Raw genomic sequence first — 26,038 nt, 5'->3', positions numbered from 1 at the left:
GTTATAACGGCTCGCCAAACACCGATGCGGCGAGCAGCTCCGCGACATCCCTTGCTTTGACCGAATCTTCCACTTCCTCCTGTTTGACGCCGTCCTCCATCATCGTCAAGCAATAAGGACATGCGGAAGCGATCGTCGTCGGACTGACGGCAAGCGCTTGCTCGGTGCGGGCGACGTTTACTCGCTGTCCCGCCGTTTCTTCCATCCACATGCGTCCTCCGCCTGCGCCGCAGCACATTCCGTTTTCGCGGGACCTGCTCATCTCGACGAGCCGCACACCGGGAATCGAACGGACAAGATCGCGCGGCGGCTCGTATACGCCGTTGTAACGGCCGAGATAACACGAATCATGGTACACGACCGTTTCCTCGAGCGCTTGCTTCGGCGACAGCTTGCCTGTACGGACGAGTTCGGCCAATAGCTCGGTATGATGCACGATCTCTGCTTCCAGGCCGAAGTCGGGGTATTCATTTTTCAACGTATTGTACGTGTGCGGGCAGGCGGTTATGATCTTTTTCACGTTATACTTATGGAAGGTCCGAATATTTTCCTCGCACAGCTGCTGGAACAGAAACTCGTTGCCCATACGGCGCGGCGTGTCGCCGGAATTTTTCTCCTCGTTGCCAAGCACGGCGAAGTTGACGTCAGCTTCGATCAAGAGCCGCACGAGAGCACGGGTTATTTTTTTGCTGCGGTTATCGTACGAGCCCATCGAACCGACGAACAGCAAGTAGTCGAAATTCGGATTTTCTTTCACCGTCGACACGTTCAACGTCCGATCCGGATCGATTTCCTTCAGCCATTTCGCTCGGTCGGCGCGGCTGATGCCCCACGGGTTGCCTTGGCGCTCGATATTTTGCATCGCCCGCTGCCCGTCCGTCGGCAGTTCCCCTCGCGTCAATACAAGATACCGCCGCATGTCGATAATTTTGTCTACATGCTCGTTGCCTACCGGGCATTGGTCCTCGCAGTTGCGGCACGTTGTGCAAGCCCATAACTCTTCCTCCGTGAGGACGTCGCCGATCAGCTCGATTTCATCCGCACCTTTGTCGACCTTCGACCATGATGCTTTTTGCGCAACCATCGTCGATTGGATGCCGTAACCGGCAGGGCTTTCCATCAGAGCAGCATCCGAGGACATCGCATGCGCGCCAACTTGGCCGGAAACGATAAACGCCGGCACCCAAGGCGACTTCGACGTTACCGCGGCGCCTTTCTCCGTCAGATGGTCTCTCAGCTTCGTGATCAGGTGCATCGGAGACAGCAGCTTGCCCGTATTCGATGCAGGGCACACGTTCGTGCAGCGGCCGCATTCGACGCAGGCATACAGATCGATTAGCTGCTTCTGCGACAATTGTTCCACGGCGCCGACTCCGAACGATTCGGCGTTTTCATCCTCCAGATCCAGCTTGCCGAGCTTTCCCGGCGGAGATGTCCGGCCGAGCAGCAAATTGATCGGGGCAACAATGATGTGAAAATGTTTGGATTGCGGCACGTACACAAGAAACGCGAGCAATATGAGCAAATGCACCCACCACGCGATGTGGTAGCCGATGTCCGCACCTTGATCCGACACCCCTCGAAGCAGCTCGGCGAGCCAGGAAGATATCGGTGCGTAGGCAGAACGTTGCACTCCTTCCCGCAGGCGATCAAATGCAAGCGTGAACAGCACCGAAGCCATCAGCCCGGAAATAAAGAACACGACGGCACTTGGCTTCCATCCTTTTTTCAACCGGACGAGCTTCTCCACATACCTGCGAAACGCCGCGTATAGGATCGCCAATATGACGAGAGCGACGGTTGCCTCCTGTACGAAACCGAACGCCTCATAGCCGGGCAGCGGCAGTCCTTTGCCGAACAGTCCCTTCACAATCAAATCGAGCGCACCGAATTGAAGCACGATGAAGCCGTAAAATAGAACAATGTGCATCATGCCACTTCGAACGTCCTTCAGCAGTTTCGTTTGCCCGAATGTCTGGACGGCAAACTCTCTCAACCGCTCGTTCCATTTCGGCCAATCATGCGGCTGACCCAGCCTGACGTAACGGTACCTGCGATACACCGCGAGCGCAAACATCGATATGGCACAGCCGACTGCCGCGAGAAAACAGATGATTTGCGCGAGCGCTCCCGCCATCCTCTCTACCTCCCCCACGGATTGATCCCGCTTCTTCCTGTGCTGACATAAGGTTATCCTGCCGCCGCCCGATAACCGGAAACGCTTTCGCAAGCGGAAGGAAAGCGGTTCTGATCCCTTCCCTGCTATCATATGCTGGCATTAGAACATGAATGAATACTCATTCAGTTCAAGATAACGTCCAGCGTTGTCCTAATCGGCGTATTCGTTTATTGAGAGCTTTTTATTTTTTAAAATCCGCTTCCCTTCGGAGGGAATCACCGTGCAAACCTATGCGTCCGGCGGCAAAAACGATAAATACCGGCTGATCCTCGACGGGGCGCTCAAAACGTTCGCCGAGCACGGCTTCCATCGCGCGCAAGTTTCGAAAATCGCCAAGGCTGCAGGCGTTGCAAGCGGGACGATCTATTTGTACTTCAAACGCAAGGAAGACATCCTGATTTGTTTGTTCCGGGAAAAGCTGGGCGAGCTTGTCTGTAAGTTTCAAGCGAGTCTGGAGGCGACGACCGACGCCCGCGACGCCTTGCGAAGACTGTGCGAGCTTCATTACACCGAGCTGGAGCGCAATGTGGATCTTGCTTACGTGACGCAAATCGAGCTTAGGCAGCATTCGCTGGAGCTGCGCAAAGAGATCGGCAGCGCGTTCAAGCCCTACATCGAGTTGATCGAGCATCTTCTGCAGCAAGGCATTAAACAGCAAGTGTTTCGTCCGGATCTGAACGTCAAGCTGGTCCGGCAGCTGCTGTTCGGCGCGATGGATGAAGCCGTTACGTCATGGCTGATTTCAGGCCGTAAATATTCGCTCGTCCATCAGGCCGAGGGCACGGTCGATTTTATGATTCATGGAATCGGAAAGGAGTCGTGAACCGATTGAATACAATTGTATTGATGAAGCAAACGTTCGATACCGAGGAAAAAATAACGCTCTTAAACGGGGAAGTTTCGGAGGATGGGGCGAAGTTCGTCATCAACCCTTACGACGAATATGCCGTTGAACAGGCGATACAGCTGCGCGAGCAATTCGGCGGCAAAGTGACCGTCGTCACAGCAGGTCCTGCCCGGAGTGCCGAAGCGCTGCGGACCGCGCTTGCTATAGGAGCGGACGAAGCCGTGCACCTATGCGACGAACGGCTGCCACAAGATGCTTGGTCCGTATCGCGTGCTTTAGCCGCTTGGCTTGTGGAGGAATCATACGACCTTATCCTTGGCGGATTTTTTTCGGTCGATCAGGGTGCGGGGCAAGTTGCGATTCGTCTTGCGAAGCTGCTCGATTTGCCTCATGCCGCGGCGGTGACGCAGCTTGAAATCGACCAAGGCCAAGCGCTCGTCCGCCGCGATGCCGAAGGAGACGTCGAAGTGATCGCGCTGCCGCTGCCTGCCTTGATCACTGCGCAGCAAGGGCTGAACGAGCCTCGTTACCCGACGCTGCAAGGCATTATGAAAGCGAAGAAAAAGCCGTATCGGCAGTTGACGATGGACGATCTCGGCTTATCGGAAGACGATGTCGCGGCAAAAACGGAGACTATCCGCCTTTTTCTGCCGCCGGCGCGCAATGCAGGCAAGCTGATCAAAGGTGATCCGTTGCAGCAAACGACCGAGCTGATCCGCTTGCTGCAAGACGAAGCGAAACTTCAGCTGTAGCACGTTGCACGGCTTTATTCCATTCTGAAGGAGGCTGCTCCAGTTGAGCAAAACCTTTTTAATCGTTGCCGAGCATAAAGACGGCATCTTTCGCCGGTTAACTTACGAACTGATCGGCGCAGCCAAAACGATAGCCGGTCCGAATGACCGAATAGCCGTTGCCCTGATCGGCACGAACGTTCGGCCATTGGCCGACGGGCTTGCGAGCTACGGCGTCGGATCCGTTTATGTCGCGGATGACGCCGAGCTCGCGAACTATACGCCGGACGGCTGGTTTGGCGCTTTGCGCAGCATCGTCGATGCTTGCTCCCCGGGGGCCGTTATTTTTGGCCATACTGCGATGGGCCGCGATCTTGCTCCGTTAGTCGCCGCCTCGCTTGACTGCGGACAAATTTCCGACGTCACGGCGATCATCGGAAGTGGCGAATATATTCGGTTCATCCGCCCGTTGTATGCCGGCAAAGCGTTCGAAGAAAAGCGGTTCACCGAAACGCCATGGGTGCTCACCGTACGTCCAAACAACCTGAAACCTGCCGAACCGGGTTATCAACTCGGCGCTGCGATTGAGGACGAAGCATCCGGAGACCCTGCCATCGCGATTTCCGCATCGTTTACCATCGTCGAGATGCCGTTTCAAGCCTCCAATCTGCGAACTGTAATTCAACAGGTCGTTCGTAATCTATCCGGGAAAATCGACCTAACCGAAGCCAAAATCGTCGTTTCCGGCGGACGAGGCGTACGCAGCGCGGAAGGGTTCAAACCGCTCGAAGAACTCGCCGAGGCGCTCGGGGGAGCGGTCGGCGCTTCACGGGGCGCCTGCGATGCCGGCTATTGCGATTATGCGCTGCAAATCGGGCAAACCGGCAAAGTCGTGACGCCGGAGTTGTACATCGCCTGCGGCATCAGCGGCGCGATCCAGCATCTCGCCGGGATGAGCCAGTCGCGAGTCATCGTCGCGATCAACAAGGATCCGGAGGCGCCGATTTTCAAAGTTGCCGATTACGGCATCGTCGGCGATTTGTTCGAGATCGTTCCGCTGCTGACGGCGGAACTGCGCGGAATGCAAAACAAAGGGAGCTGATACATATCAGTTCCCTTTGTTTTGTTCGTGTTTTTTCTTTTGTTCACCCTGCACTTGCACTCGTCAATGCCGCCCTTACTCTCCGCTGCGCTTGCTCTCGGCATAACTGCCTTTGCTTTCGTTTACGCCGCTTTTGCTCCTGCTTTTTCTCCTGCCCTTGCTCCTACTCACTCTAGCTCCTGCACTAATTCTCCGCTTTTACACATCTCACCTATCAGGCAGCATACTACTTCAACTTCTTTTTCTCCATCAGCATGCCCATCGCTTTATCGATTCGACCGGCGCGCGTCTCCGCTTTTTTGGCGCTGACGATCCAGTCGACGTATTCCTTTTTATGCGAATACGACATCGAATCGAACGCTTCCTTCGCCGCTTGATGCTGTTCCAGCACCTCCGCCAAATCGCCCGGGACCTCTACCTCGCGAGGCGCCGTATCCGGCTCCATCGTTACAATCACCGTATCGCCCGCCGTTACGCCGGCCGCTTCGCGTATCGTGCCGTTGACGACCATGCTGTGCGTCCCGTCGCCGTTCGGCATGACCGAACTCCGGTACGGCACTCCGTTCACCGTACCCTTCACCTTGACCTGCGCCTTGCTGCCGTAAGCTTCTTCCACATTAAACGGGACGATAAGATAGGTCCACGTTCCTGCCGCATCCGGCCTTAATAGCTCCGCTTGAAACTGTCGTTTGATTGCCATATAAGCCCCCCTTCTACATCGTAGAACAACTGGAAAATATGCATTTATTCTCATCTACTATCCGATTTTTAGAGAAAATAACTGGATTTCATGTATTTATCATGTTAATTTTGGATCTTAGATCGATATCGACTCAAATTAGATACGTAAAATCCAGTTATTAACTCCGAACCTCGTCTCATATCCAGAATTAAATACATCTTCTCCATTTATTCGCGCTCGATTTGAATCCTAGAACTTACCTCGCCAAAAATCGCCCCACGCCGTACAAATCTGCGAAGCTGATCTTCTCCTTCACCACGGCCTTGGTCTTTTCCTTCTCCTCAGCATCAGCCTTTGCCTTGCCCTTCGTCTCCGCCGCCGCATCGGCATCCGAATTCCGTACGAGAATCGCTTGAATTCCCGCTTGTTCCGCCCCCCATACGTCGGCAAACGGATTATCCCCGATCATCCAGATTTCGCTTGCCTGCTTCGTTTTAGCTAAGGCTGCATCGAATATTTTAGGGTTCGGCTTTTCGTACCCGATATTGGCAGAGTTGACGATGTCGTTGACATAAGGCATCAATCCCAAGTGGCGGACAATCTCCGGCAGCTCCGGCACATGGTTCGACACGATGATATGCTGCCATCCTTGCTGCATCAATTGATCCAATACCGGGATGGAATCGTCGTACAGCACCCATCGGTCCAAATCGAGAAACCGCTGCTGCGACAGCTCCGCCAATGCCTGCGCCTCGTCATCCGGAAGATGCAGCTTCCGAAAGATCGAAGCAAAAACGCCGCGAATATGCGCCCACCACAACTCGGCGGTATGCAATTGAAGATGCGGCTTTTCCGGCTCATGCCACGGGAATCCTTCCCGCAAGTGAGGAGCGATCATATCCAATGTCAAATGTCGCGTAGGCGCAAGCTGCTGAACGGCCTCAAGCATGGACATGCTCCAAGCTCGTCCATGAAGTCCGTCGTAACGGCCGCCTAACGTGCCGTCGAAGTCCCATAAAATGTATTTGTTCACGATGTCTCTCACCCTTCATGATTCTCGAACCGCTACTCGATAAACCGTTGACCTCATCTCAAAACATTATAACATAGCGGCAAATTGATCCACCGGTTCGTAGCATTTCTCTTCCTAAGAAAAAACTGTATCCGCATGCTGCGATAAGCTATTTCCCCTTTCATCCAAGCAAAAAGCACGACCATGTTCGCCATGATCGTGCTCTCCGACATTCCTCGTATTCGAAACCACTCCGTTATTTTTTCTCTAATGCCCGTTCCTTCTTCAAAATATCCTCCACCGAAGTACGCAGCGCGGCTTGCGGACCTTCAAAATGCTTCCGGTAGTACAACAAATCCATCAGGATCAGCAGCACGAACATCCCGATCAATGCGTAACCCGCATTTTCATTCGGCGGAATGACCATGATCACGCTGATGAACACGATCCAGAGCAGCGACAGTACGGCAATCAGGTTGCTCCATTTGCCTAAGTTCCATGGCCCGAGATGTTTGTCCTGGAATTTGCCCTGCGCCTTGGCAATCAGCTTCAGCAAAATCGGAATGCCGTACGCCACATACAGCCCAACGACGCTCACCGCGGTCAAGAAGACAATCGTGCCATAAGACGCATCGGGGTTGATCAATTTGATGATGTAGTCGATCAATGCCAGAACAAACGATAAAATGACGGTAAGCCAAATCGCTTTGGCCGGCGTGCGGAATTTCGCGGATATTTCGGCCCAATGCTTGCTAAACGGCATCCCTTTGTCGCGCGAGAACGCGTACATCATCCGGGAAAACGAAGTGACGGACGATAACCCGCAGAACCACATCGCGAACGTAATCAGCCACAGCACAACCGTTCCGAACGTACCGCCAAGCGCAACCTCAATAATATGTATAAAAGCGTTGTCAGCCTTTACAGCTTCCCCGGCGTCGGTGATCGACAACGTCACAATCGCCAGCATGATGAAGCCGAACACGAACGAATACGCTACCGATGTAAATATCCCCCAAGGCGCGCGTATGCGCGGATTGACCGTTTCTTCGATCGTATGCGCCGATGCGTCGTAGCCTGTGAACGTCCATTGCGATTGCAGCAAACCGATCAAGAAAGCGAAGAAATAGGGTTTATCGGAAAACGTCGTGCCCACTTGGAACAAATATTCAGCCGGCTGCAGCCCGTTTTTGCTGAAGAAGGCGATGCTGACGACAAGCACAAGCACGATCGCGATATGATACCACGCCGAAAAATCGTTCAGCCGCGCAACGACCTTGATTCCGATATGGTTCATAATGCCGTGCGTCAGCAGCACGACGGCAAAAACGATCAGCGTAGTCGTATCGCTCGTCGTATAGCCGAACAAGTTGGCGAGCAGCGGGTCGGCGAACGTGGCCACCGAATAATCGATGCCGGCGACGATCCCGATTTGACCGATCAGGTTGATCCACGCCGTATACCATCCCCACCGCTTGCTGCCCAAGATAGCCGCCCAGTGGTATAACGCTCCCGCAGTCGGAATCGCCGAAGCCAGCTCAGCCATCGCTGCCGCGATCAGAATAACGAACAAAGCGACGATCGGCCAGCCGAAGCCCATCATCCCCGGCCCGCCGTAGGTCAAGCCGTGACCGTATAGCGACACGGCGCCTGTCAAAATGGAAATAATCGAAAACGAAATCGCAAAGTTCGAAAATCCGCCCATGCTGCGCATCAGCTCCTGCGCATAGCCGAAGCGGTTCAAATCTTTTTTGTCGAGCATCAGCTGCTTGTCGGTTACTTTAGCCATCTTTTCTCCTCCTTTGCAGTTTTCGTCAATCGATTAGCCCAAGAAGCTTTCGTGATTTTTTTCATCGTACTGCTTCACGTTTTTGTTCGCTACCGCACCGATGCCAATGGCAACGAGACAGGTTACGACAATTAAAATAATGCCGAGGATCGTTTCCGTCATGATCATCACCTCCGCAGGCAGACTGAGTCTCCGTACCCAGTACTATATGTATTGCGAAAAAGCAGGTACATGCTAACTAATTTTTCGTTAAACGTTCAAAATCGGCTGGAATGATCGATTTTAAACGATTTTCCCCTTGAGCCGCGGCACATAAACCGATAGGCTGATCTTATTGAAACGAGAGTTAGGAGCTGTGCGATGATACAATTAAAGCCCGTGGACAAACACAATTGGTACGACTGCACCCAGCTGGAAGCCAGCGAACAGCAAAAAGAGATTTTTCCCGTTCCCGTCGTTTATTGGTTGGCGGAATCGGCGTATTGCGATTTCCATCCGCTTGCCGTTTATGCAGGCGACGAATTGGTCGGTTTTACGGTATACGCGCAAGATCCGGATGACGGAAGCTATTGGATTATGGCCTTATTGATCGATAAGCAGCATCAGGGCAAAGGCTACGGTCGTCTCGCCATGCAGCAGCTGATGCGGCATATGATCGAGAAGCACGGCTGCGATAAGCTTATATTGGGACATCGTCCTAACAATACGATTGCAGCCACACTGTATGAATCGCTTGGATTTAAAGTCATTGATCAAACAGCCGATGAAATCATCCGCTGCTACCGGCGATCGGAATCGGCGAACAAGGAATAACCAAGGTATGCCCTTTAAACGTAAACATCCTCGTCTAACTAAGACGAGGATGTTTGTATATTTTATCTTGAAGAAACCGACAATTTCTAGGATACGGCTCCTTGCTGGAGCAAGTACATCTTGTAATATAAGCCGCGCTGCGACAGCAGCTCTTGATGCGTGCCGCGCTCGACGATTTCGCCTTTATGCAGTACCAGGATCAGATCGGCATCCTGGATCGTCGACAGGCGGTGAGCGATTGCAATCGTCGTCCGCCCTTTGCGCATTTTATCCAGCGCTTCTTGAATAGCTTCCTCCGTCTCCGTATCGACGCTTGCCGTCGCCTCGTCCAGCACTAATATTTTCGGATTGCGGGCGATCGTCCGGGCGAACGACAGCAGCTGCCGTTGGCCGCTGGAGAATGTTGCCCCCCGCTCCCCGACCGGCGCGTCATAGCCGTGCGGCAGCTTGCGAATAAAGCCGTCGGCTTGCACGAACTTCGCCGCATCCTCGATCGCCTCGTCCGAGATGCCCGGCGTATGGAGCCTGATGTTATGCTTCACATCACCCGCGAACAGAAACGGATCTTGAAGCACTAGCCCGATGCCGCGGCGGAGCTCCTCGTCGTCGTAAGCTTGAAGCGGTACGTTGTCGATCAAGATTTGACCGCGTTCCACCGCATAAAAGCGCATTTGCAAGTTGATGATCGAGCTTTTGCCGCTTCCCGTATGCCCGACTAAAGCAACCGTTTGCCCCGGCAATGCGGTGAACGAGATGTTCTTTAATACGTCGACTTTGCCGTCGTACGAAAAGCTGACATTGCGAAATTCGATCCGCCCTTCCTGAATCTTCGGCGCCTCTGTGCCTTGCTTCATCGGCGCATATTCGTCGTCGTCCATCAGTCCGAATACCCGCTCCGCCGCAACGATCGCCTGTTGAAATTCCGACAGCCGGAACATCATCATGTTGATCGGCTCGAAGAATCGGTCCAAGTAATTAATGAAGGCGTACAGTACGCCCACTTCCACAATTCCGTCGAACGATTCGAAGCCGAAGAAGAACAACACCAGCATAATCGCGATCATATAAAGAAGATCAACCGCAGGCCGGACGAGCAATCCGTTCAGCTTAATCTGCGATATGCCCGCCGTGTAATAATCATGAGCCGTTTTGTCGAAGCTTTCCCGGAACCGCTTCTCCTGGCGCATCGCCTGAATAATGTGCATGCCTTGCAGCGATTCGTTCAGCTTGGCGTTAAGCTGGCTCATTTTTTCACGAGAGATGTGGAAAATTTTCGAGCTGAGCTTGCGATACGCTTGCATCAATGCGATGATGACCGGCAGGAAAACGAGGCAATACATCGCGAGCCGCGCATCGAGGAAAAACATCCCGACAAAGATGCCAAGCAGCATTACGATATTTTGCACGAAGGTCGCCAGTACGCTTACATACATTTGTTTGATCGATTCCGTATCGTTGGTGATGCGGGAGACGAGGCTTCCGGCAGGTGTCCGGTCAAAAAACCTCAGTCCGAGCCGCTGCACCATGCCGAATACGTCGACCCGGATTTGTTGAATAATCCATAACGCAATCTTATTGAAGCTGACAAGCTGATAATAGGTCAGCACAACGGAAACAATGTGCAGGAACAAATAAATGCCGCCGAGCGTCCACAAAACCGGCCAATCGAAGTTTCGCGGTTTCAAATAATCGTCGATGAAAATTTGGACGATTTTCGGACCGGCTACATTGGCTGCCGTCGCCAGCGCCAGCGTGATGAAGGCAAGCGTGAGCGCCTTTTTATGCGGCATCATATAAGCGAAAAGCCTGCGCAGCGTCCGCTGCCGCGACAGCTTCTCCATCGGCGCCGCAGATGCCGTCTCTTTATGCGTATTCGATTCGCTCATCGTCCTTCACCTCCGCTTCCTCTACGCTCGACTCCAGCTGCTGCCTGCGGTACATCGACGCATACCAGCCGTCTTGGGCCATCAATTGGTCGTGCTTGCCGCGCTCGGCAATACGTCCATCCTCCAGAACAACGATCAAGTCGGCGTGTTCGATCGCACTTAAGCGATGCGCAGTGATTAACGTTGTTTTGTTCTTGCGGTTTTGCTGCAGCTCATGCAAAATCGCCGCTTCCGTCTTGGCGTCTACCGCGGACAACGCATCGTCGAGCATCAAAATGTTCGTCCCCATCAGAAAAGCACGCGCGATGGAGATCCGCTGCTTCTGACCGCCGGACAACGTGACGCCTCGTTCGCCGACGATCGTGCCGTACCCGTCAGGGAACTGCAGAATATCCTCGTGAATGCAGGCCGCTTTGGCCGCAGCGCGTATTTCATCCATCGAGGCATTCGGATTGCCGAACGCGATATTCTCCGCAATCGTCGTCGAGAACAAGAAATGATCCTGCGGCACGTAACCGATCGCCTGGCGCAGTGCATCCAGCTTCACATCGTAAATCGACGATTCGCCAATGCAGATGTCGTTGTGACCGACGGGCGATCCCGACTGCAAATCGAACTCCCGCAACAGCAGCTTAAGCATCGTTGTTTTGCCGCTGCCCGTTTTGCCCACGATGCCCAGCGTCTCGCCTTCACGAACCGTAAACGTAACCTCCTGCAAAGCAGTCTCTTTCGTCTCCGGATAAGCGTACGCCGCAATGTCATACGTAATTGCTCCTGTTGGAACCGTGTCTGCTGCGCCTTCCAGGTCCTGAATGTCCGGCTTTACGCCGAGGAGTGTTTGAATCCGGTCGTAAGACGCCCGGCCGCGTTCCATGATGTTGAACAACCAGCCGAACGCCAGCATCGGCCAGATGAGATGGCCGAGATACATCGTAAATGCCGTGAGTCCGCCGAGTGTCAAGTCGCCGCGGGCTACGAACCAACCGCCGAAGCCAACCGCAAGCAGGAACGATATGCCGACGATCAGCGAGATGGTCGGATCGAACAAGGCGTCGATTTTGGCGACGGCAATATTTTTCCGTACGACATCGGCGGATAAATCGCGAAACCGCTCTTTCTCCGCTTCCTCTTGGCCGAACGCCTTGATGACGCGCACTCCGGTTACATTTTCTTGCACCTTGTCGTTCAAGTCGGAGAACGCCGCCTGCGCCGCATGAAACCGTTCGTGCAGCCAATTGCCGTACCGGCTCGTCGCCCAAGCCATGATCGGCATCGGCAGCAGCGTAATGATCGTCAGCTTCCAATCGATGAACATCATCGTCACGACGACAAGTCCGCCCATCGTCAGCGAGTCGACCAGCGTCAGCACGCCTTCGCCCGCCGTCGCCTCCACCGCCTGCACGTCGTTCGTCGCATGGGCCATCATGTCCCCGATACGCCGCTTATGGAAAAATTGCGGCGACATCCGCGTGAAATGCTCATACAACCGGTTGCGCAGCAGCTTGCTTAGCCGGTACGACGATCCGAAAATAAGAAGGCGCCATATATAGCGGAACACATAGGAAGACAACGCCACGCCCAAAATCAGAAGTCCCCACTGCATCAGCGAACCGCGCGTAAGCGAGCTTGTTTCGATTTCATCAACGACGTTGCCGATTACCCAAGGAGGCAGCAAATTTACGGCCGAAACAAGCATCAAGAAGAGAACGCCGATCAAATAGCTTCGCTTCTCCAGCTTAAAAAACCATAATAAATCTCGAAAAATTTTCATCCGGTCCCCCACATTTCCCTATTTCCATTACACAATCATACAACGGTCAATTCCTGTTCGGCAATTCCCATTTTTGTTAAAACAAAAAAAAGCCGGACTCTCCGATTTCGAAGAAATCCAGCTACTTAAGCGCTCGATCGTTTAGGTTTTACTCGCCACAGGAATGCATAAATCCATGACAAACGAATCCTCGGCTTGTCCGGTCATCCGCAGCCCATATGTCTCCAAGCTTTCATAGAAGACCTCCACCTGGTAGCGAACTTCATCTTCATCCATTACCCGTCGCAAGTCGTTTTCTTCCATGTAACCAAAGACGATTCCATAAATGTCCCCGACCTGGTCCCGCTCTTTCTTCCGAACGATTGCGCAAGCTTGGTCCGATACCGTAATCGGCTCGACGCCCTCCGGCAAATCGTCGAAGCTGCTCACTTCGACGGCAATGAAGTACGTATGGGTATCCGCGTTGTCTTGAGCTTGCGTACAAGGCGCAAGACCGAAATGAAGCTCCGGGTGAATCCGGTTCGGAATTTGCCCTAGCTTGCCTAGCAGCTGCTCCACGGCTTCCGGAATCCGCTCGCCGAATTGCTGCAAACCGACGCATCGAATGCCCGCGGCCTTAAAACCGTCCATTGTTGCAACCGTCCCCTCCGTCTGAACCGATTGCTCGCCTAATTCCGTGCCATACCGTTTCCCATGAATAAGCTTAAGCGCGTGCGGCAGTTTGTGGGGCCTATAGCTTTCCGTATGTAATACACGCTGTTCCAGATGAACCAACTCCTTCTCGATTGGCCGGGTTTTCTAACATCAGTATAACAGCGCCTCGCAATATTTTTATGTCATTTTTTATCAAAATACATGGCCTCACTCGAATACCCTAGGGCGCCTCGCTCTTCTCGATTCTCATCGAACCGTCGTCGCCAACAAACAACCGATTACGAGAATCATTCCGCAGCTTCACGTTATACACTTTCATCTGCTGCTCGCTAACCTCCATTACCTCCCACGATTCCGTTTGCTGCATGGACTGCTCTTGCAGAAACAAGCTCATCTGCTCTTCAGCAGCTTCCTTGGAATCCCAAAATTTCGTCCCATAATACGCCAGCTCATAACGATTGACGAGCATACACGTATAAATTTGGCCCGTTTCCGCATGTTTCAATACAAATGGCATCATTAGTCCTCCTAGGCATCGATCCTAACGCTTATCCTCCAAAAAGAAAGGCACCGTCTCGGCGAGAAAGTGCCTTCCTTCATCTTAACGTTTTGAGATAATCATTAGCAGAAGCTACTTGATGATGATAAGAAAAACTTCTATCGAAGTCCTTCAAGGATGAGCGACCGCGTTATAGCGGAAGTTTATTCTTGGTATAGAAAGTTCTCTTTCGCTTTCATGCTTTAGCGAACTTAAACTTTCTATATTGTTAAGAAAAGCTTCTATTCGAAGCCCTCTCCACGATGAATGACCCTGCGTAAGAGGAAGCTTTTCTTGAAATATCAGAAAGGTTCAGCTCCGCTGAAAATTTATACTTTCTGATATTATAAATAAGGGCTGTCGTGCTTCGCCTTCAAAATATTCCAGCGGCGTTCCACTTCATCCGCGAACGATTGCAGCGCTTCGGCATGCTCCGGCTTCGTCAGATGTTTCGTCTTGCCCATCGTCTTCAGCCATTCGGAGACGGTGACCTTCTTATTCTTCTCCTCCGGGTTGTACGTAATCGTCGTCACGCCGCGTTCGACTTCATACAGCGGGAAGAAGCAAGAATCAACCGCCGCGCCGACGATATTCGAGCCCTCCTGATCCTCCGACAACCAGTTAAGCGGGCAGGCAATGAGAATTTTGCCGTACACCATGCCGACGTTTTGCGCATACCATTGCGCCTTCGCCGCCTTCTTCACCAAATCCTGCGGGAACGCCTCCGAACCGGTAAACACGTACGGAATATGGGTCGCGGCCATAATTTGCGCCGTATCCTTGTGATGGAACAGCTTGCCGCCTTGATACGATCCAACGTTGGACGTCGACGTCCGATGCCCGATCGGCGTCGAATACGACAGCTGCGCACCGGTGTTCATATAACCTTCGTTATCGTATTCCAAAATAATCATCCGATGGTTCCGCAATGCGGCTCCGATCGCCGGCCCCATGCCGATGTCCATGCCGCCGTCGCCCGTGATCATGACGAACGTGAAGTCGTCCGGCAGGTTGAGATGATCGAGCTCTCCCCGGCGCTTGCGCTCCCAGAACATTTCCACGACGCCGGACAGCGTCGCCGCTCCGTTCTGGAACAAGTTGTGGATATACGTCGCTTTGTGCGCGGAATACGGATAACCGGTCGTTACGACCATCGCGCAGCCGGTATGGAACAAGGCGACGATATCGCCTTCGATGCCCTTGAAGAACAGCTCCAGACCGGAGAAAATACCGCAGCCCGGACATGCGCCGTGTCCCGGCGCGATCCGTTTCGGCTTCTTCGTAAGCGACCTAAGCGGCGGGATGCGCACGTTCAGCTTCTTTGTCGTCTCATCCGGCGTCACCGTGATGAGCCCGGTTTTTAAGTCCTCGTATTTCATCGGCAGCAGCACGCGCTTCGGCGCTTTGGCCGGGTCGCCCGGCGTATGGCCGTAATAGTCGAACGGAACCTCGACCTTATTTTTCTGCACCGCTTCAATGGCGAACTGGAACAAGCTGAGCCCATCCTCGGCATAGAAGTCTTTGCCGCCCAAACCGTAAATGCGGCTCAATACCATCGTATCGCGGTTGCCGTACGTAAACAGCGCCGCCTTCACCTCGTTCACCATATTGCCGCCGTGCCCGCCGTACGAGTCGGCACGGTCGCCCACGGTTACCGCTTTGACGTTCTTGAGCGCTTCGGCGATCGCTTTCTGCGGGAACGGGCGGATCATGTTCGGCGAAATCGATCCCGCCTTGATCCCTTGCGAGCGCAGCTGGTCGACGACATCCTTAATGATTTCCGCGGCGGAATTGAGCAGGAAGACGGCAACTTCCGCGTCCTCCATCCGGTATAGATCGAGAATCGGGTAGTCTCGGCCGGTTAGATCCGCATACTCCTTGCGAATGCGGTCGTACACATGCTCCGCGTTGTACATCGCTACCGATTGCTGGTAGCAGTTGTTGATATAATCCGGTTCGTTCATGTATGGGCCGACCGTAATCGGATTGTTCCGGTCCAGCGTATCCGGGTAACCACGCGGCGGCTGCTCGCCGATGAACTTGTGTACATCGTCGCGATGGGCAAACGTCTGCACCCGGCGTTTCTGGTGGGAGGTGAAGTAGCCGTCGAACGCAACGACGACCGGCAGACGCACTTCGGCGTCCTCGGCCAGCTTGATCGCCATGATGTTCATGTCGTACACCGCTTGCGGATCGCGGCACATCAAGATCGGCCAGCCGGTGTTTAGCGCATAATAAAGGTCGGAATGGTCGCCGTGAATGTTCAGAGGTCCCGATACGGAACGGCAGACGAGGTTAAGCACCATCGGGAACCGTGTTCCGGACTGCACCGGCATTTGTTCGATCATATATAAATAACCGTTGGCGCTTGTCGCATTAAAGACACGGCCGCCCGCAGTCGATGCTCCGTAACAAATCCCCGCGGATCCGTGCTCTCCGTCCGCCGGAATCAGCACGACGTCGTGTTGACCGTTCGCCTTCATGAGATCGAGGAATTGCGCGACCTCCGTTGACGGCGAAATCGGAAAATATCCCATAATATGATAATTGATTTGGTGCGCGGCGTATGCCGCCATTTCATTGCCCGATTCATAAACGATCCGCTGCTCTACTTTCGCCTTTCCGAGTTCCTTCTGCAAATCGACAGCCACTTGGGATTCCACCCTCTCCATGTCAAATTTGTTTTATCGATTACGCGTGAACCGCGAGGTTAAATCGATGAGGCACACGGTGCTGCTCGGCATAGCCGTCGGCTTCCCGTTCGCTGGACAACGCTTCGGTCGGGCAAGCTTGGACGCATTTCAGACAGCCTTTGCAATATTGATAGTCAATCCCCTGGAGGAACATTTGCGGGCGCCCCTTCTTGTCCGGCAATTCGTCCCATACGAAGCAAAAGTCGGGGCAAACGTTGTCGCACGCTGCGCAGTGGATGCACTTCTCGTCTTCGAAATGCGGCATCATGCCGGCGCGGGAGATGCTTAAGTCCTTCAAAATGCTGTTGCCCGGGTTCGTAATGGCGCCGCCCATCGGCTGCGTGGCATATCCGAGCACCGGCGTATCTTGCCGAACGTAATCCGGCATCTGCAGTCCTTCGGGCAAAGCGAACGTCTGGAAGGATACTTCCGCGTAACCCCTTTCAAAGGTGCGGAGTGCCGGTTGAACCGCTTGCGGATATTTTTTCTCGAGCGACTTGCGAATAACGACTTTCATCGCTTCGGGATCGAGGAAATCGCACAGCCGGAACAATGCGCCCAGCATCGCCATATTGACGCGGTTCTTCTCCTCCAGCGCAATGCCGGTCGCATCGATAACGGCAATCGTGCCGCCGACCAGCTTCATCTTCTCCTTCAACTGCTCGGGTGATCTCGTGGAGTTGACCAGCACGGTACTGTCTTCATAAATGCCGCTGATGACGTTCACCGTTTTGGACAACGCTTCGTGGAATATGCCGACAACGTGCGGCCGCTCGACCGGCGACGTTGCGCGAATGTTCGTATCCATATCGCAAAAACGAATATGCGCTTTGACGGGCGATCCCTTTTTCTCCGATCCGTATGAGGAAAAGCTGACCCCATTCAAACCAACGCCCATAACCCCTGCTTCCGCGATCATTTTGCCTGCCAGGTTGGCCCCGAGTCCGCCGATCGATTCCAGGCGAATTTCGAAGAACCCGAGCTCGTTCACTTTGGGTAACGTAACCATTCCACTGCTCCCTTCGAAAGATTAGACTATATCGAATATTGCGAATATTTATTCTATTCTCATTTTAACAGTTCGTTGCCATCTGGCAACCATTTTTTTCATTGGATTTTCGGCTTTTGGCGGAACACATTTTCGATATCAGGGACATAAAGTAGCAGTAAATGAACAAAAAAATCGTTCAGAACTAGCATATGCGGGGTGAACGTCGCGGATGTTTGAGGAAATGGAAAACTTATTGAGGAAATTTTCCCGTGTCAACCGGGAATTAGCCCGCATCTTCGAAGATTGGGAGCCGAAAGGCCCCATGATCTCCGTCCGGGATCAGGGCGATTCGGTGGCGCTTGTCGTCGAAGCGCCCGGCATGAATAAAAGCCAGCTCAAGCAATGGGCGATCCAAGTCAACGGCCGAACGGCGCATCTGCGCGGAATAACGGATTTCGAACAAACGGTCCGCAGCGATACCGGATCTTCCGTCAAGCAGGCTGCTTCAAGCCAATTCGTCAAATCGGTTGCTCTGCCGTACGATGTTGTGCCGAAGCCGTCGTCCGTCGATCTTAAGGAGGGCGTCATCACGATCGTGCTGAACAAACAAAAAAGCGCCAAATCCGAAGGATGGCGCAGCCTGGACTTGAAGTAATGAGCGAGGACTTTCGCGCTTCAACCTACTGTCTAAGTCTCTGCATCTTAACGGAGAAAGCCTGCAAAATCCGTCTGATTGCTATCGGACTTGCAGGCTTTTCTTGGTCAATGGAATCGCCAAGGATTGATGTACATGATTACTTGAACGTGGCGAATTTCAATTTTTCCTTTTTCAAATATTCGATAATCTCCGGAAGCGCTTCGACCGTCTTCTTGTTTTCATGCAGTACATAGACCCCTCCGGACGTTTCTTTATTCCGGAAATACCGGACAATATCCTCCGCCGTTTTGGCGTGCCAATCCTCCGGGTCGCGATTCCACATGAGAATCTTCATATGCTGGCTCTTCGCTCCGGCGGCGAGATCGTCGTTTATGGCGCCATATGGGGGGCGAAACAACGTAACAGGGGCGTGAGTCAGCGATTGCAGAACAATGGAAGCCTTCGCTAAATTTTTGGCCTGATCCGCAGCATTTGCCTTCGTCAGCACGCTGTGATCCCAGGAATGATTCCCGATCGACATGCCATGCTTGTTCGCATAGGTGACCGCATCCGAATGGCGAGCCACATTTTTGCCCACAAATAGAAACGTCGCCGCCACATGCCGTTCGGTCAAAATATCCACGATCTTCTTCGTAAACGGGGATGGACCGTCATCGAACGTTAAGGCAACATAATCCTTCGGCAGCCCGAAGAAACTTTTTTCCCCATCGATCTCAACCACTTCGTAGTCTTTTGGATTAACCGCGGAATGAGTCGAGCCCTGCAGGGGACGTGTCTGGACAGGCGCGACTGCCTCCGCTTCAGCTTTAATATCGTTCATCGCAGCCTTCGCCGTGCGGATTGGCCCGTCCAGGCTTTCGGCGCGCCCCGCCAAATACAAGTCTTCGAAACGAATAGGCAAAAATGCAATCATGCCGCCGACAATCAGAAGCCATACGGCTATCCACGCTGCGCCCGCCTTGAACCGGCGTGTTCGAGGTTGCACTGCGTCCTCCGAATCATTCTCTACCGAATCCTGCCGGGCGTCCTTGTCACTTGGAATGGAAGGATACTCCATTTCCCTGATCTTCCGCAGCTGCCCTGCAAACTCTTCGCTGCATGCAAAATACAACGTTTCGCGAGAGACGCCGCTTGTTCTGACCATGACGCCATAATAGGTGTTGCGATACGGATCCCACTTGGGGTAAGGCGAAAGTCGAACCCGGTCCCCATTCAATGGCTGCAATGAATCGAGATGAATATACGTAAATTCATCGATTTCGATCACATATGAAGCTTGTCTTTCGTGATGGGTGACGCCAACCTTGATTTGGAAACTACCATCCGGCACTTTCTCAAGCGACAGCAGCTCCATCACCTGTGTGCTGTACGTTTCCATTCCAATCCTCGACCTTCTCTTCCCATTTGCTTGCTTCTAGACCTTAATCCGATGAACCCCCGTCGCGCCCGCTCCCATTCGATGCAAAAGGAGACGTCATGCGAGTAGTAAAGTCATTGACCATATTAACGAGATACGTTTTCTCCTCGCGAAGCGCTTCGAACTTCATCTTCGTATGCGAATTTTCGATTTCGAGCTTGCCGATCTTCTCCTCCAGATCGCTGATTCGCTTGTTCTTCTCGTTCTGCGTCTCATTATGCTTCTGAAGCAAGCTCGCATATTTCTGCCGTTCGATCTCGATAACGCCTTTCAAGTCCTCAATTTCGCCCGACAAGGCTGACTGAAGCTCCCGGTAGTCTTCCATTATCTGGTCAACCTTAAGGTTCTTCTCGGTCATCTTGTGTTCCAGCTCAAGGATGCTCTTCTCGCGCTCCTCGATCACCTTGTTCAAGTTTTTCAAGTCCCTGCTCAATCGCTCGATGTGCCCGTTCGCATGATTTAATCGATCCTGCACTTCATAATGGCTGATCTCGACTTGCTGCTTCGCCTGAATGATCTGCTCGACGGCGAATACGAGATCAAGCGATTTTTTGTCCATATGAACCTTATTCTCAATCATGGAGCTTGTACGCTCGTCCCCGGCCTCGGCATCACCCGAATCCACCGGTAAATCCTCTTGCGGAACTTCAGGGATTGCTCGAACACCAAGGTCCTGATCCAGCTTTTTTTCATTTCCATTCTTCTTCTTAAGGAAAGGAGAAAACATCGATTTTCGTCACCTATTCTGAGATAATGTCAAACTATGTCACATGATGTATTTAATCTATTATAAAATAATTATCCTGATCTTGACCCGGTACTAAAGTACGGTCTTTTCGTACGTTCAGTATATTTTAATAAGATGTTGATGGATAAAGGCAATAAAAAAGCGACCTCTTAAGGTCGCTTTGACTTTCGTCGCCAGCATTTTTCGTTAACGGCTAGGCTTCCATATACAAGCCTTTTTTATTGATGTAGCCGTGAAGGGCTGTATCGACGCTAGTAAAATCGCTTTTGCCTATTGACACAGGTTATACGTCATTTCACTCCGGAAAGTCGTCCCCCAACATGCCGCCGTTTCAGCTCTTCCACAACCGGAACAACCGGAGGACTAATCTCCGCCGGAATTTCGCCGATTTCAAAAAAACGGGCTTCCCGGCTTTCTTGATCCAGCCTTAGCTCGCCTTCAAACTCCGTCGCCGTAAACACGGTATCGACGTTATACACTTCATCCCCATTCGGATAGGTGTAATGAAGCTCCTCGCCGGAAAACACGCCGAACAACGTCAGATTCACCGCTGTAAGACCCGCTTCCTCCCGCAGCTCCCGCTTCGCCGTTGCTTCAAGGTGCTCGCCCAGCTCCATTGCGCCGCCGGGAAAACACCAGCTACCGTTATCCGTCCGTTTCAGCATGAGCACGCGCCCTGCCGGATCGTACACGATGACACTGGCTCCGCATTGAATCAAAGGCTTCCGTCCGACCAACTCCCGCATCTCTCGCATGTACTCCTTCATCGACTCGTTACCTTCCTAGACCTCACCGACATACAGCTCGGTTGTATAATGAAAGACAATTTTCCCTTCGGTCTCATACCGGTCAAAATAATCACGGAGCTCCGCCATCAGCGGTTCATGCCCTTCTTCGCCGGGCAGCGGAATGTAGGAGGCGGACAGCACTCTGCCGCGCAACCCTTCATAATCGAACGTTTGCTGATTGGCGAATGTCAATCGGGCATAACCGCTCTCTGCGAAAAATCGGGCGAAATCGTCGTCCTGCAAATTCATATGATTCACTGTCTCATAGTCCCGTCCATATTTACGGAGCAAATCGTCATATTCGGCATAAAACGGACTGCCCGATGTCGTCCGCCGATTCCAGATCAATACCGCTTTGCCCCCGGGCTTCAAAATGCGATGGAATTCCTCCTTGCTGAGCGGCAAGTCAAACCAGTGAAACGCTTGCGCCGATACGATAAAGTCGACGGATTGGTCATCAAGCTGCGTACGCTCCGCCGATCCGTCCACCGGAACAAACGACGCATAATCCCCAAGCGACTGCTCCGCCGCCGCCCGCATCTCGGGGTTCGGTTCGACGGCCAGCACACGGCTTCCCCGGTCCAATAACAGCTTCGTAAAAATCCCCGTGCCGGCCCCGATATCGGCAATCGTCGAGGCTTCACGGAAGCCGAGCTCGCCGTACAAATAATCGATCGCTTCCTTCGGGTAGCTTGGCCGGTATTTCGTATAATTGTCGACCCGATTCGAAAATCTTTGTTTGCTGTCCATGCCGTATCCTCCTTCGCGGTCCTTATACTCTATACTTTCGTACTTATAGACGACTTTCGGGACAACTTCGTTTCAATCTTGAGCCTTGATCACCGGATCGGTGTATCCGTTGCCTAATCGGTGATCTTGCTCCAGCAATTTTTTCAATTCCAGGCTCCGGTGACGGATAAAACGATACATATAACGCTCCAGCACGAAATAATCGAAGATCCGGCCAAGGAAGCCAAGCGGGGATTTGTAGTCCATAATATCGGTTATTAGCGTCCCGTCAGGCTGCTCGACGAATATATGCTCATGGCGCAAAGAGTGAAACGCTCCCTTCTGCATTTCGTCGACAAAATAAAACGGGCGGTCGTATTCGACGATTTTGGAGGTCAAACGCTGTCTGACACCAAAATGAGTCGCCTCGAAGGTCACGGTTTGGCCCGCTACGATCAAACCGGTTGTTACACCTGATACCGCCTTCTCCCGCGTATGCTTCCAGACGGTTTGGGTATGGATACCGATATCGCGCGATACATCAAAGCAGCGTTCGATCGGCGCGTCGACGACCGTTTTAAACACGATGACAGGCATTTGAGCACCCGGCAGCCCCCCGTAGACGCAGACCGCTGTCCTACGGCAACGGCGAAGGTACTGCCTATCCTTTATTTCAGAATGGACGTCGTTGACTACTTCTTATGGCCTAGTAAGTATTCGCCGCCACTCAGAAGTTTCCTGCCCGGATTATTTCGTTTTTTTTGCAATCCCGTCCGCTTATTGCTTCCCAGCACTAACCTCTTTAAACAGCAAACTTAAAGCCGCGTTCAGCTTCGATTTTTTGTCTATATAATACCTTTGATGATCGTTACATCGATGAAATCGTTCAAATAATCGGGTCGCAGCGTCCACTTCGTGCGATTGAGCGTATACTCGATCTTCGCCGTTCCTTCGGTTCCGCTCCGTGCCTTTGTAGACCAAAAATGAGCTCCGGCACCTTTTGCCGCTGGGTGCATAACCTGTATCACAACAGGCGAAAGCCTTTTCACGGAGGGGTACGTATGGGGATTGAGCTCATGGGTTTGCATTGGGTGTACCTGCTGTTCATCCTGCTCATCATCGGATTTATGGTCATGCGCAAGGATACGACGCTTGTTTGCGTGGCCGGGATTTTTGCGCTTGGACTGATGGCGACGGAATCTCTAACTTCATCGGTCAGCGGCGTGTTCAATTCATTTATTTATGCCATTAAGGAATTGCTTGGCACCATCCTTGTCATCTCCCTGATCGTCGCAATGAGCCGGGTATTGACGATCATGGGCGTGAATGAAAGGATGATTGCGCCGGTCACGCGGTTGATTCGGTCGCCCGGATGGGCGTTCTGGATTATCGGGATCGTGATGATGATCATTTCATGGTTTTTCTGGCCATCGCCGGCGGTCGCCTTGATCGGCGCCGTACTTTTGCCGGTCGCCGTTCGGGTCGGACTTCCCGCACTCGGCGTCGCGATGGCGATGAATCTATTCGGCCACGGCATCGCGTTATCGGGAGATTATATTATCCAAGGCGCGCCCAAATTGACCTCCGAGGCGGCGGGAATTCCGATCGGCGACGTCATCTCGGCTTCCGTTCCGCTTGTCATCGTCATGGGTGCCGTCACGACGGCGACTGCATTTTGGCTGCTGCGCAAAGATATGAAGAAGGGTGTGCCCCAAGCAGCCGGCGGCGAAGTGAAAATATCTTCCGTATTCAATGAAATGACGAATGCCGGACCGGATTATGCCGGCTTAAGCTCCGGGATGAAATCTTTCTTCGCCGTACTCGTTCCGATCCTGCTCGCCCTGGACGTCGCGGCGATGGTCGCGTTCAAGCTGCAAGGAGGAGACGCCACTGCCCTTGTCGGCGGCACGTGTATTTTCATCATGTGTCTAGTGACGATGTTGTCTCACAAAAAAGAAGGGTTGTCGAAAATCACGTCTTACTTGCTGGACGGCTTCCAGTTCGGATTCAAAGTATTCGGCCCCGTCATCCCGATTGCTGCTTTCTTCTATCTGGGCGACTCCGCGTTCGTCGATTTGTTCGGCAAAGTGCTGCCGGAAGGCTCCCACGGCATCGTCAACGACCTCGGCGTTGCGCTGGCGAACAGCGTACCGCTGAATAAAGGCGTCGGCGCCGTCACCCTGACCACGGTCGGAGCCATCACCGGTCTCGACGGCTCCGGCTTCTCCGGCATTTCGCTGGCCGGTTCGATCGCGAAGCTGTTCGCGACCGCCATCGGCGCCGGAATTGCGACGTTGACTGCACTTGGTCAAATCGCCGCCATCTGGGTCGGCGGAGGCACGCTTGTTCCATGGGCGCTCATTCCGGCCGCGGCCATCTGCGGCGTTGATCCGTTTGAATTGGCAAGGCGCAATTTGAAGCCGGTCGTATTCGGTCTCATCGTTACGACGATTGTTGCGATGTTCTTGCTATAGTCGAACGGTACCGCCGGCACTGCATCGTACGCATTCCAAAAAGGCGGCAAACCGGGACTCCCGGCATGCCGCCTTGATCAATTCCATGGATTAAAACGCATGTTCAATATGTTGAAGCTCCAGCAGCTGTCCTTCGCGATCCAGTCGAATCGCGATGACGTCAAACTGCACTTTGCGCTCGAATTGCTTCGTCTGATACAAATACACCTGCGCCGTTTCGCGTACTTGCCGCTGCTTGCGGGCATCAACCGATTGCGCGGCCGTGCCGTAACGACCTTCCGTCGAACGGCTGCGCACCTCGACAAATCGCAGGATGCCGTCTTGTTCGGCGACAATATCGATTTCGCCGGAGCGGCAGCGCCAGTTCAAGCTCACGATCCGCATCCCCAGCTCTCGCAAATAGGACTGGGCCAGCTGCTCCGCTTCGCGCCCTGTCGCTTTGCGGTTGCTTTTGCCGGAGGCCCGCATTACGTAGATCCCCCCACATTTACCCGCTTGTCGGTTTGATAGACGAACGTCAATACTTCGGCGACAAGCTGATACAGCTCCGGCGGAATTTCTTGGTTCAGATCGAGCTTGGACAACACCTCGACAAGCGATGCGTCCTCTTGGACCGGAACGCCGTGCTCCTGGGCCTTGCGCATAATCGAGTCGGCGACAAGCCCTTTGCCTTTGGCGACGACGGTAGGCGCTTCTTCGCTTTCCGCTGAATAACGGAGCGCAACCGCTTTTTTGATCGTTGATGTTTTGGCCTCTTTCATACCCGCAAATCCACCCCTTTGTAGGGCTTTGCGGCATACAGGGACGACGCGCTGGACTGAACGCCGGTTAGAGCGGAGGAGGATGCCGAATCGTCGATCGACGACAGCCTGTCCGGCAGCGGAACGGCCTTCATCGATAGGAACTGATAGCCTAACGTCTCGAGTGCCGCCGTCACTTGCTCCCTGCCTTGCTCGAGCAGCGCCGCAATGGCCGGATGGTCGTTATGCACCTTCAGGCTCACGATTTTGCTCACGACCTGCACGTCGACGATCGTATCGCCGAGCGAGCTCATCCGCAGGTCGAACAAGAGGCGGCAGTTGTCCGCATCCAATTCGCCGCGTTTCCCTTTGCGCGACTGGATATGAATCGCCGCCGTCTGCTCGCCGTCCTTGTTCAGCAGCGGAATGAACATCGTAACGTGCGTAAACATGGAGCCCCGATCGGGCGTCAACAGCAGCTGCTGCCCCGTAATCTGCTGGACGAGCTGTCCCGCGCTTTCTTTGATCGCCGGAGGGATATCGTCCGATTGCGCGATCGTAAGCAGCAGTCCCTTGAGCGAGTCCTGCTGCTGTGATGCCGCCGATTTGGCGCCGTCCGCCGACGCTTCCGGCTGTGCCGCCGCCAGTGCAGGCTGCGTTAGATCGGCCGCCGCTTGGCGGACAAGCTGCCCCGCGTGCGGCTCCTGCAGCGCGAGCGGCTTAAGCGCCACGTGCTCGTGGTCGAGCCCCAGCGCCTTCAGCGTGCGCGCGAGCCACGTCTCCTCGCGGCGCGGCG

At 53.4% G+C, this 26,038-nt stretch carries 24 protein-coding genes and 1 pseudogene; 6 read left to right on the top strand and 19 right to left on the bottom strand.

Annotation, left to right across the window (positions count from 1 at the left end; genetic code table 11):
- Window position 1: 1 nt before the first annotated feature.
- Window positions 2–2,137, bottom strand: a complete 2,136-nt coding sequence (locus tag AC0LWM_RS21415; protein ID WP_474677029.1) for a heterodisulfide reductase-related iron-sulfur binding cluster — start codon at window positions 2,135–2,137, stop codon at window positions 2–4.
- 262 nt (window positions 2,138–2,399) lie between these two features.
- On the opposite strand from AC0LWM_RS21415, the gene fadR reads away from it, so the two are divergent.
- Genes fadR through AC0LWM_RS21400 form a run of 3 tightly spaced genes read left to right on the top strand, consistent with a single transcriptional unit; the run spans window position 2,400 to window position 4,859 of the window.
- Window positions 2,400–3,002: a fatty acid metabolism transcriptional regulator FadR gene (gene fadR, locus AC0LWM_RS21410; RefSeq protein WP_474677028.1), complete on the top strand. Its 603-nt coding sequence runs from the start codon at window positions 2,400–2,402 to the stop codon at window positions 3,000–3,002.
- 5 nt (window positions 3,003–3,007) lie between these two features.
- A complete protein-coding gene (locus tag AC0LWM_RS21405) occupies window positions 3,008–3,778 on the top strand; it encodes an electron transfer flavoprotein subunit beta/FixA family protein (RefSeq protein ID WP_474677027.1) in 771 nt (256 codons plus the stop codon).
- Between the two features lie 43 nt (window positions 3,779–3,821).
- The gene (locus AC0LWM_RS21400) at window positions 3,822–4,859 is read left to right on the top strand and encodes an electron transfer flavoprotein subunit alpha/FixB family protein (RefSeq protein WP_474677026.1); all 1,038 of its coding nucleotides are present in this window, start codon (window positions 3,822–3,824) and stop codon (window positions 4,857–4,859) included.
- Window positions 4,860–5,085: 226 nt separating this feature from the next.
- Here AC0LWM_RS21400 and AC0LWM_RS21395 read toward each other — a convergent pair whose 3' ends face one another.
- From AC0LWM_RS21395 to AC0LWM_RS21380, 4 genes are all read right to left on the bottom strand, one after another.
- Window positions 5,086–5,559 (bottom strand): DUF1905 domain-containing protein, encoded by a 474-nt coding sequence (locus AC0LWM_RS21395; RefSeq protein WP_474677025.1) that lies wholly within the window; start codon window positions 5,557–5,559, stop codon window positions 5,086–5,088.
- A gap of 238 nt (window positions 5,560–5,797) precedes the next feature.
- Window positions 5,798–6,574: an HAD family hydrolase gene (locus AC0LWM_RS21390; RefSeq protein ID WP_474677024.1), complete on the bottom strand. Its 777-nt coding sequence runs from the start codon at window positions 6,572–6,574 to the stop codon at window positions 5,798–5,800.
- Between the two features lie 235 nt (window positions 6,575–6,809).
- The gene (locus AC0LWM_RS21385; RefSeq protein ID WP_474677023.1) at window positions 6,810–8,342 is read right to left on the bottom strand and encodes an amino acid permease; all 1,533 of its coding nucleotides are present in this window, start codon (window positions 8,340–8,342) and stop codon (window positions 6,810–6,812) included.
- Window positions 8,343–8,375: 33 nt separating this feature from the next.
- Window positions 8,376–8,504, bottom strand: a complete 129-nt coding sequence (locus tag AC0LWM_RS21380) for a hypothetical protein (RefSeq protein ID WP_474677022.1) — start codon at window positions 8,502–8,504, stop codon at window positions 8,376–8,378.
- Window positions 8,505–8,702: 198 nt separating this feature from the next.
- Here AC0LWM_RS21380 and AC0LWM_RS21375 point away from each other — a divergent pair, with 198 nt between their 5' ends.
- Complete coding sequence (locus AC0LWM_RS21375) at window positions 8,703–9,155, top strand: GNAT family N-acetyltransferase (RefSeq protein ID WP_474677021.1); 453 nt, start codon at window positions 8,703–8,705, stop codon at window positions 9,153–9,155.
- Between the two features lie 86 nt (window positions 9,156–9,241).
- On the opposite strand, the gene AC0LWM_RS21370 is transcribed toward AC0LWM_RS21375, so the two are convergent.
- From AC0LWM_RS21370 to AC0LWM_RS21345, 6 genes are all read right to left on the bottom strand, one after another.
- Window positions 9,242–11,041 (bottom strand): ABC transporter ATP-binding protein, encoded by a 1,800-nt coding sequence (locus AC0LWM_RS21370; protein ID WP_474677020.1) that lies wholly within the window; start codon window positions 11,039–11,041, stop codon window positions 9,242–9,244.
- The gene (locus tag AC0LWM_RS21365; RefSeq protein WP_474677019.1) at window positions 11,019–12,812 is read right to left on the bottom strand and encodes an ABC transporter transmembrane domain-containing protein; all 1,794 of its coding nucleotides are present in this window, start codon (window positions 12,810–12,812) and stop codon (window positions 11,019–11,021) included. The genes AC0LWM_RS21370 and AC0LWM_RS21365 overlap by 23 nt, the downstream gene beginning before the upstream one ends.
- 141 nt (window positions 12,813–12,953) lie before the next feature.
- Complete coding sequence (locus AC0LWM_RS21360; RefSeq protein WP_474677018.1) at window positions 12,954–13,442, bottom strand: GyrI-like domain-containing protein; 489 nt, start codon at window positions 13,440–13,442, stop codon at window positions 12,954–12,956.
- A gap of 244 nt (window positions 13,443–13,686) precedes the next feature.
- Window positions 13,687–13,983 (bottom strand): hypothetical protein, encoded by a 297-nt coding sequence (locus tag AC0LWM_RS21355; protein WP_474677017.1) that lies wholly within the window; start codon window positions 13,981–13,983, stop codon window positions 13,687–13,689.
- Window positions 13,984–14,348: 365 nt separating this feature from the next.
- Complete coding sequence (locus AC0LWM_RS21350) at window positions 14,349–16,676, bottom strand: thiamine pyrophosphate-dependent enzyme (protein WP_474677016.1); 2,328 nt, start codon at window positions 16,674–16,676, stop codon at window positions 14,349–14,351.
- Between the two features lie 19 nt (window positions 16,677–16,695).
- A complete protein-coding gene (locus AC0LWM_RS21345; RefSeq protein ID WP_474677015.1) occupies window positions 16,696–17,706 on the bottom strand; it encodes a 2-oxoacid:acceptor oxidoreductase family protein in 1,011 nt (336 codons plus the stop codon).
- Window positions 17,707–17,929: 223 nt separating this feature from the next.
- Between AC0LWM_RS21345 and AC0LWM_RS21340 the strand changes: the two genes are divergently transcribed.
- A complete protein-coding gene (locus AC0LWM_RS21340) occupies window positions 17,930–18,343 on the top strand; it encodes an Hsp20/alpha crystallin family protein (RefSeq protein WP_474677014.1) in 414 nt (137 codons plus the stop codon).
- 139 nt (window positions 18,344–18,482) lie between these two features.
- On the opposite strand, the gene AC0LWM_RS21335 is transcribed toward AC0LWM_RS21340, so the two are convergent.
- The 5 genes from AC0LWM_RS21335 to AC0LWM_RS21315 all read right to left on the bottom strand — a co-directional run bounded on the left by AC0LWM_RS21335 (window position 18,483) and on the right by AC0LWM_RS21315 (window position 22,625).
- Window positions 18,483–19,724 (bottom strand): polysaccharide deacetylase family protein, encoded by a 1,242-nt coding sequence (locus AC0LWM_RS21335; RefSeq protein ID WP_474677013.1) that lies wholly within the window; start codon window positions 19,722–19,724, stop codon window positions 18,483–18,485.
- Between the two features lie 43 nt (window positions 19,725–19,767).
- Window positions 19,768–20,388, bottom strand: coding sequence for a hypothetical protein (locus AC0LWM_RS21330; RefSeq protein ID WP_474677012.1), 621 nt, complete (start codon window positions 20,386–20,388; stop codon window positions 19,768–19,770).
- 413 nt (window positions 20,389–20,801) lie between these two features.
- Window positions 20,802–21,278: an NUDIX hydrolase gene (locus AC0LWM_RS21325; protein WP_474677011.1), complete on the bottom strand. Its 477-nt coding sequence runs from the start codon at window positions 21,276–21,278 to the stop codon at window positions 20,802–20,804.
- 15 nt (window positions 21,279–21,293) lie between these two features.
- Window positions 21,294–22,049 (bottom strand): class I SAM-dependent methyltransferase, encoded by a 756-nt coding sequence (locus AC0LWM_RS21320; protein ID WP_474677010.1) that lies wholly within the window; start codon window positions 22,047–22,049, stop codon window positions 21,294–21,296.
- 72 nt (window positions 22,050–22,121) lie between these two features.
- Complete coding sequence (locus AC0LWM_RS21315) at window positions 22,122–22,625, bottom strand: SRPBCC family protein (protein WP_474677009.1); 504 nt, start codon at window positions 22,623–22,625, stop codon at window positions 22,122–22,124.
- Between the two features lie 464 nt (window positions 22,626–23,089).
- Here AC0LWM_RS21315 and AC0LWM_RS21310 point away from each other — a divergent pair, with 464 nt between their 5' ends.
- Entirely contained in the window at window positions 23,090–24,502 is a 1,413-nt protein-coding gene (locus AC0LWM_RS21310) for a hypothetical protein (RefSeq protein ID WP_474677008.1), read from the top strand.
- Window positions 24,503–24,592: 90 nt separating this feature from the next.
- On the opposite strand, the gene AC0LWM_RS21305 is transcribed toward AC0LWM_RS21310, so the two are convergent.
- From AC0LWM_RS21305 to AC0LWM_RS21295, 3 genes and pseudogenes are all read right to left on the bottom strand, one after another.
- Window positions 24,593–24,970, bottom strand: coding sequence for a YraN family protein (locus AC0LWM_RS21305; RefSeq protein WP_474677007.1), 378 nt, complete (start codon window positions 24,968–24,970; stop codon window positions 24,593–24,595).
- Complete coding sequence (locus AC0LWM_RS21300) at window positions 24,970–25,263, bottom strand: EscU/YscU/HrcU family type III secretion system export apparatus switch protein (protein WP_474677006.1); 294 nt, start codon at window positions 25,261–25,263, stop codon at window positions 24,970–24,972. Before AC0LWM_RS21300 ends, AC0LWM_RS21305 begins: the two co-directional genes overlap by 1 nt.
- Window positions 25,260–26,038 (bottom strand): annotated as a pseudogene (locus tag AC0LWM_RS21295) (DNA ligase); the annotation flags it as partial. The pseudogene AC0LWM_RS21295 and the gene AC0LWM_RS21300, both read right to left, overlap by 4 nt.

This window comes from Paenibacillus sp. sgz302148 (assembly GCF_056120465.1).
This window is presented reverse-complemented; position numbering and strand designations above follow the sequence as displayed.

Bases quoted from the DNA above. Each gene is read 5' to 3' on its own strand.
- AC0LWM_RS21300 (WP_474677006.1), bottom strand. From the start codon at position 25,263: ATGAAAGAGGCCAAAACATCAACGATCAAAAAAGCGGTTGCGCTCCGT.
- AC0LWM_RS21360 (WP_474677018.1), bottom strand. From the start codon at position 13,442: ATGGACGGTTTTAAGGCCGCGGGCATTCGATGCGTCGGTTTGCAGCAA.
- AC0LWM_RS21380 (WP_474677022.1), bottom strand. From the start codon at position 8,504: ATGACGGAAACGATCCTCGGCATTATTTTAATTGTCGTAACCTGTCTC.
- AC0LWM_RS21305 (WP_474677007.1), bottom strand. From the start codon at position 24,970: ATGCGGGCCTCCGGCAAAAGCAACCGCAAAGCGACAGGGCGCGAAGCG.
- AC0LWM_RS21335 (WP_474677013.1), bottom strand. From the start codon at position 19,724: ATGGAAACGTACAGCACACAGGTGATGGAGCTGCTGTCGCTTGAGAAA.
- AC0LWM_RS21325 (WP_474677011.1), bottom strand. From the start codon at position 21,278: ATGAAGGAGTACATGCGAGAGATGCGGGAGTTGGTCGGACGGAAGCCT.
- AC0LWM_RS21375 (WP_474677021.1), top strand. From the start codon at position 8,703: ATGATACAATTAAAGCCCGTGGACAAACACAATTGGTACGACTGCACC.
- AC0LWM_RS21315 (WP_474677009.1), bottom strand. From the start codon at position 22,625: ATGCCTGTCATCGTGTTTAAAACGGTCGTCGACGCGCCGATCGAACGC.
- AC0LWM_RS21365 (WP_474677019.1), bottom strand. From the start codon at position 12,812: ATGAAAATTTTTCGAGATTTATTATGGTTTTTTAAGCTGGAGAAGCGA.
- AC0LWM_RS21385 (WP_474677023.1), bottom strand. From the start codon at position 8,342: ATGGCTAAAGTAACCGACAAGCAGCTGATGCTCGACAAAAAAGATTTG.
- AC0LWM_RS21355 (WP_474677017.1), bottom strand. From the start codon at position 13,983: ATGCCATTTGTATTGAAACATGCGGAAACGGGCCAAATTTATACGTGT.
- AC0LWM_RS21310 (WP_474677008.1), top strand. From the start codon at position 23,090: ATGGGGATTGAGCTCATGGGTTTGCATTGGGTGTACCTGCTGTTCATC.
- AC0LWM_RS21350 (WP_474677016.1), bottom strand. From the start codon at position 16,676: ATGGAGAGGGTGGAATCCCAAGTGGCTGTCGATTTGCAGAAGGAACTC.
- AC0LWM_RS21370 (WP_474677020.1), bottom strand. From the start codon at position 11,041: ATGAGCGAATCGAATACGCATAAAGAGACGGCATCTGCGGCGCCGATG.
- AC0LWM_RS21345 (WP_474677015.1), bottom strand. From the start codon at position 17,706: ATGGTTACGTTACCCAAAGTGAACGAGCTCGGGTTCTTCGAAATTCGC.
- AC0LWM_RS21340 (WP_474677014.1), top strand. From the start codon at position 17,930: ATGGAAAACTTATTGAGGAAATTTTCCCGTGTCAACCGGGAATTAGCC.
- AC0LWM_RS21415 (WP_474677029.1), bottom strand. From the start codon at position 2,137: ATGGCGGGAGCGCTCGCGCAAATCATCTGTTTTCTCGCGGCAGTCGGC.
- AC0LWM_RS21395 (WP_474677025.1), bottom strand. From the start codon at position 5,559: ATGGCAATCAAACGACAGTTTCAAGCGGAGCTATTAAGGCCGGATGCG.
- AC0LWM_RS21320 (WP_474677010.1), bottom strand. From the start codon at position 22,049: ATGGACAGCAAACAAAGATTTTCGAATCGGGTCGACAATTATACGAAA.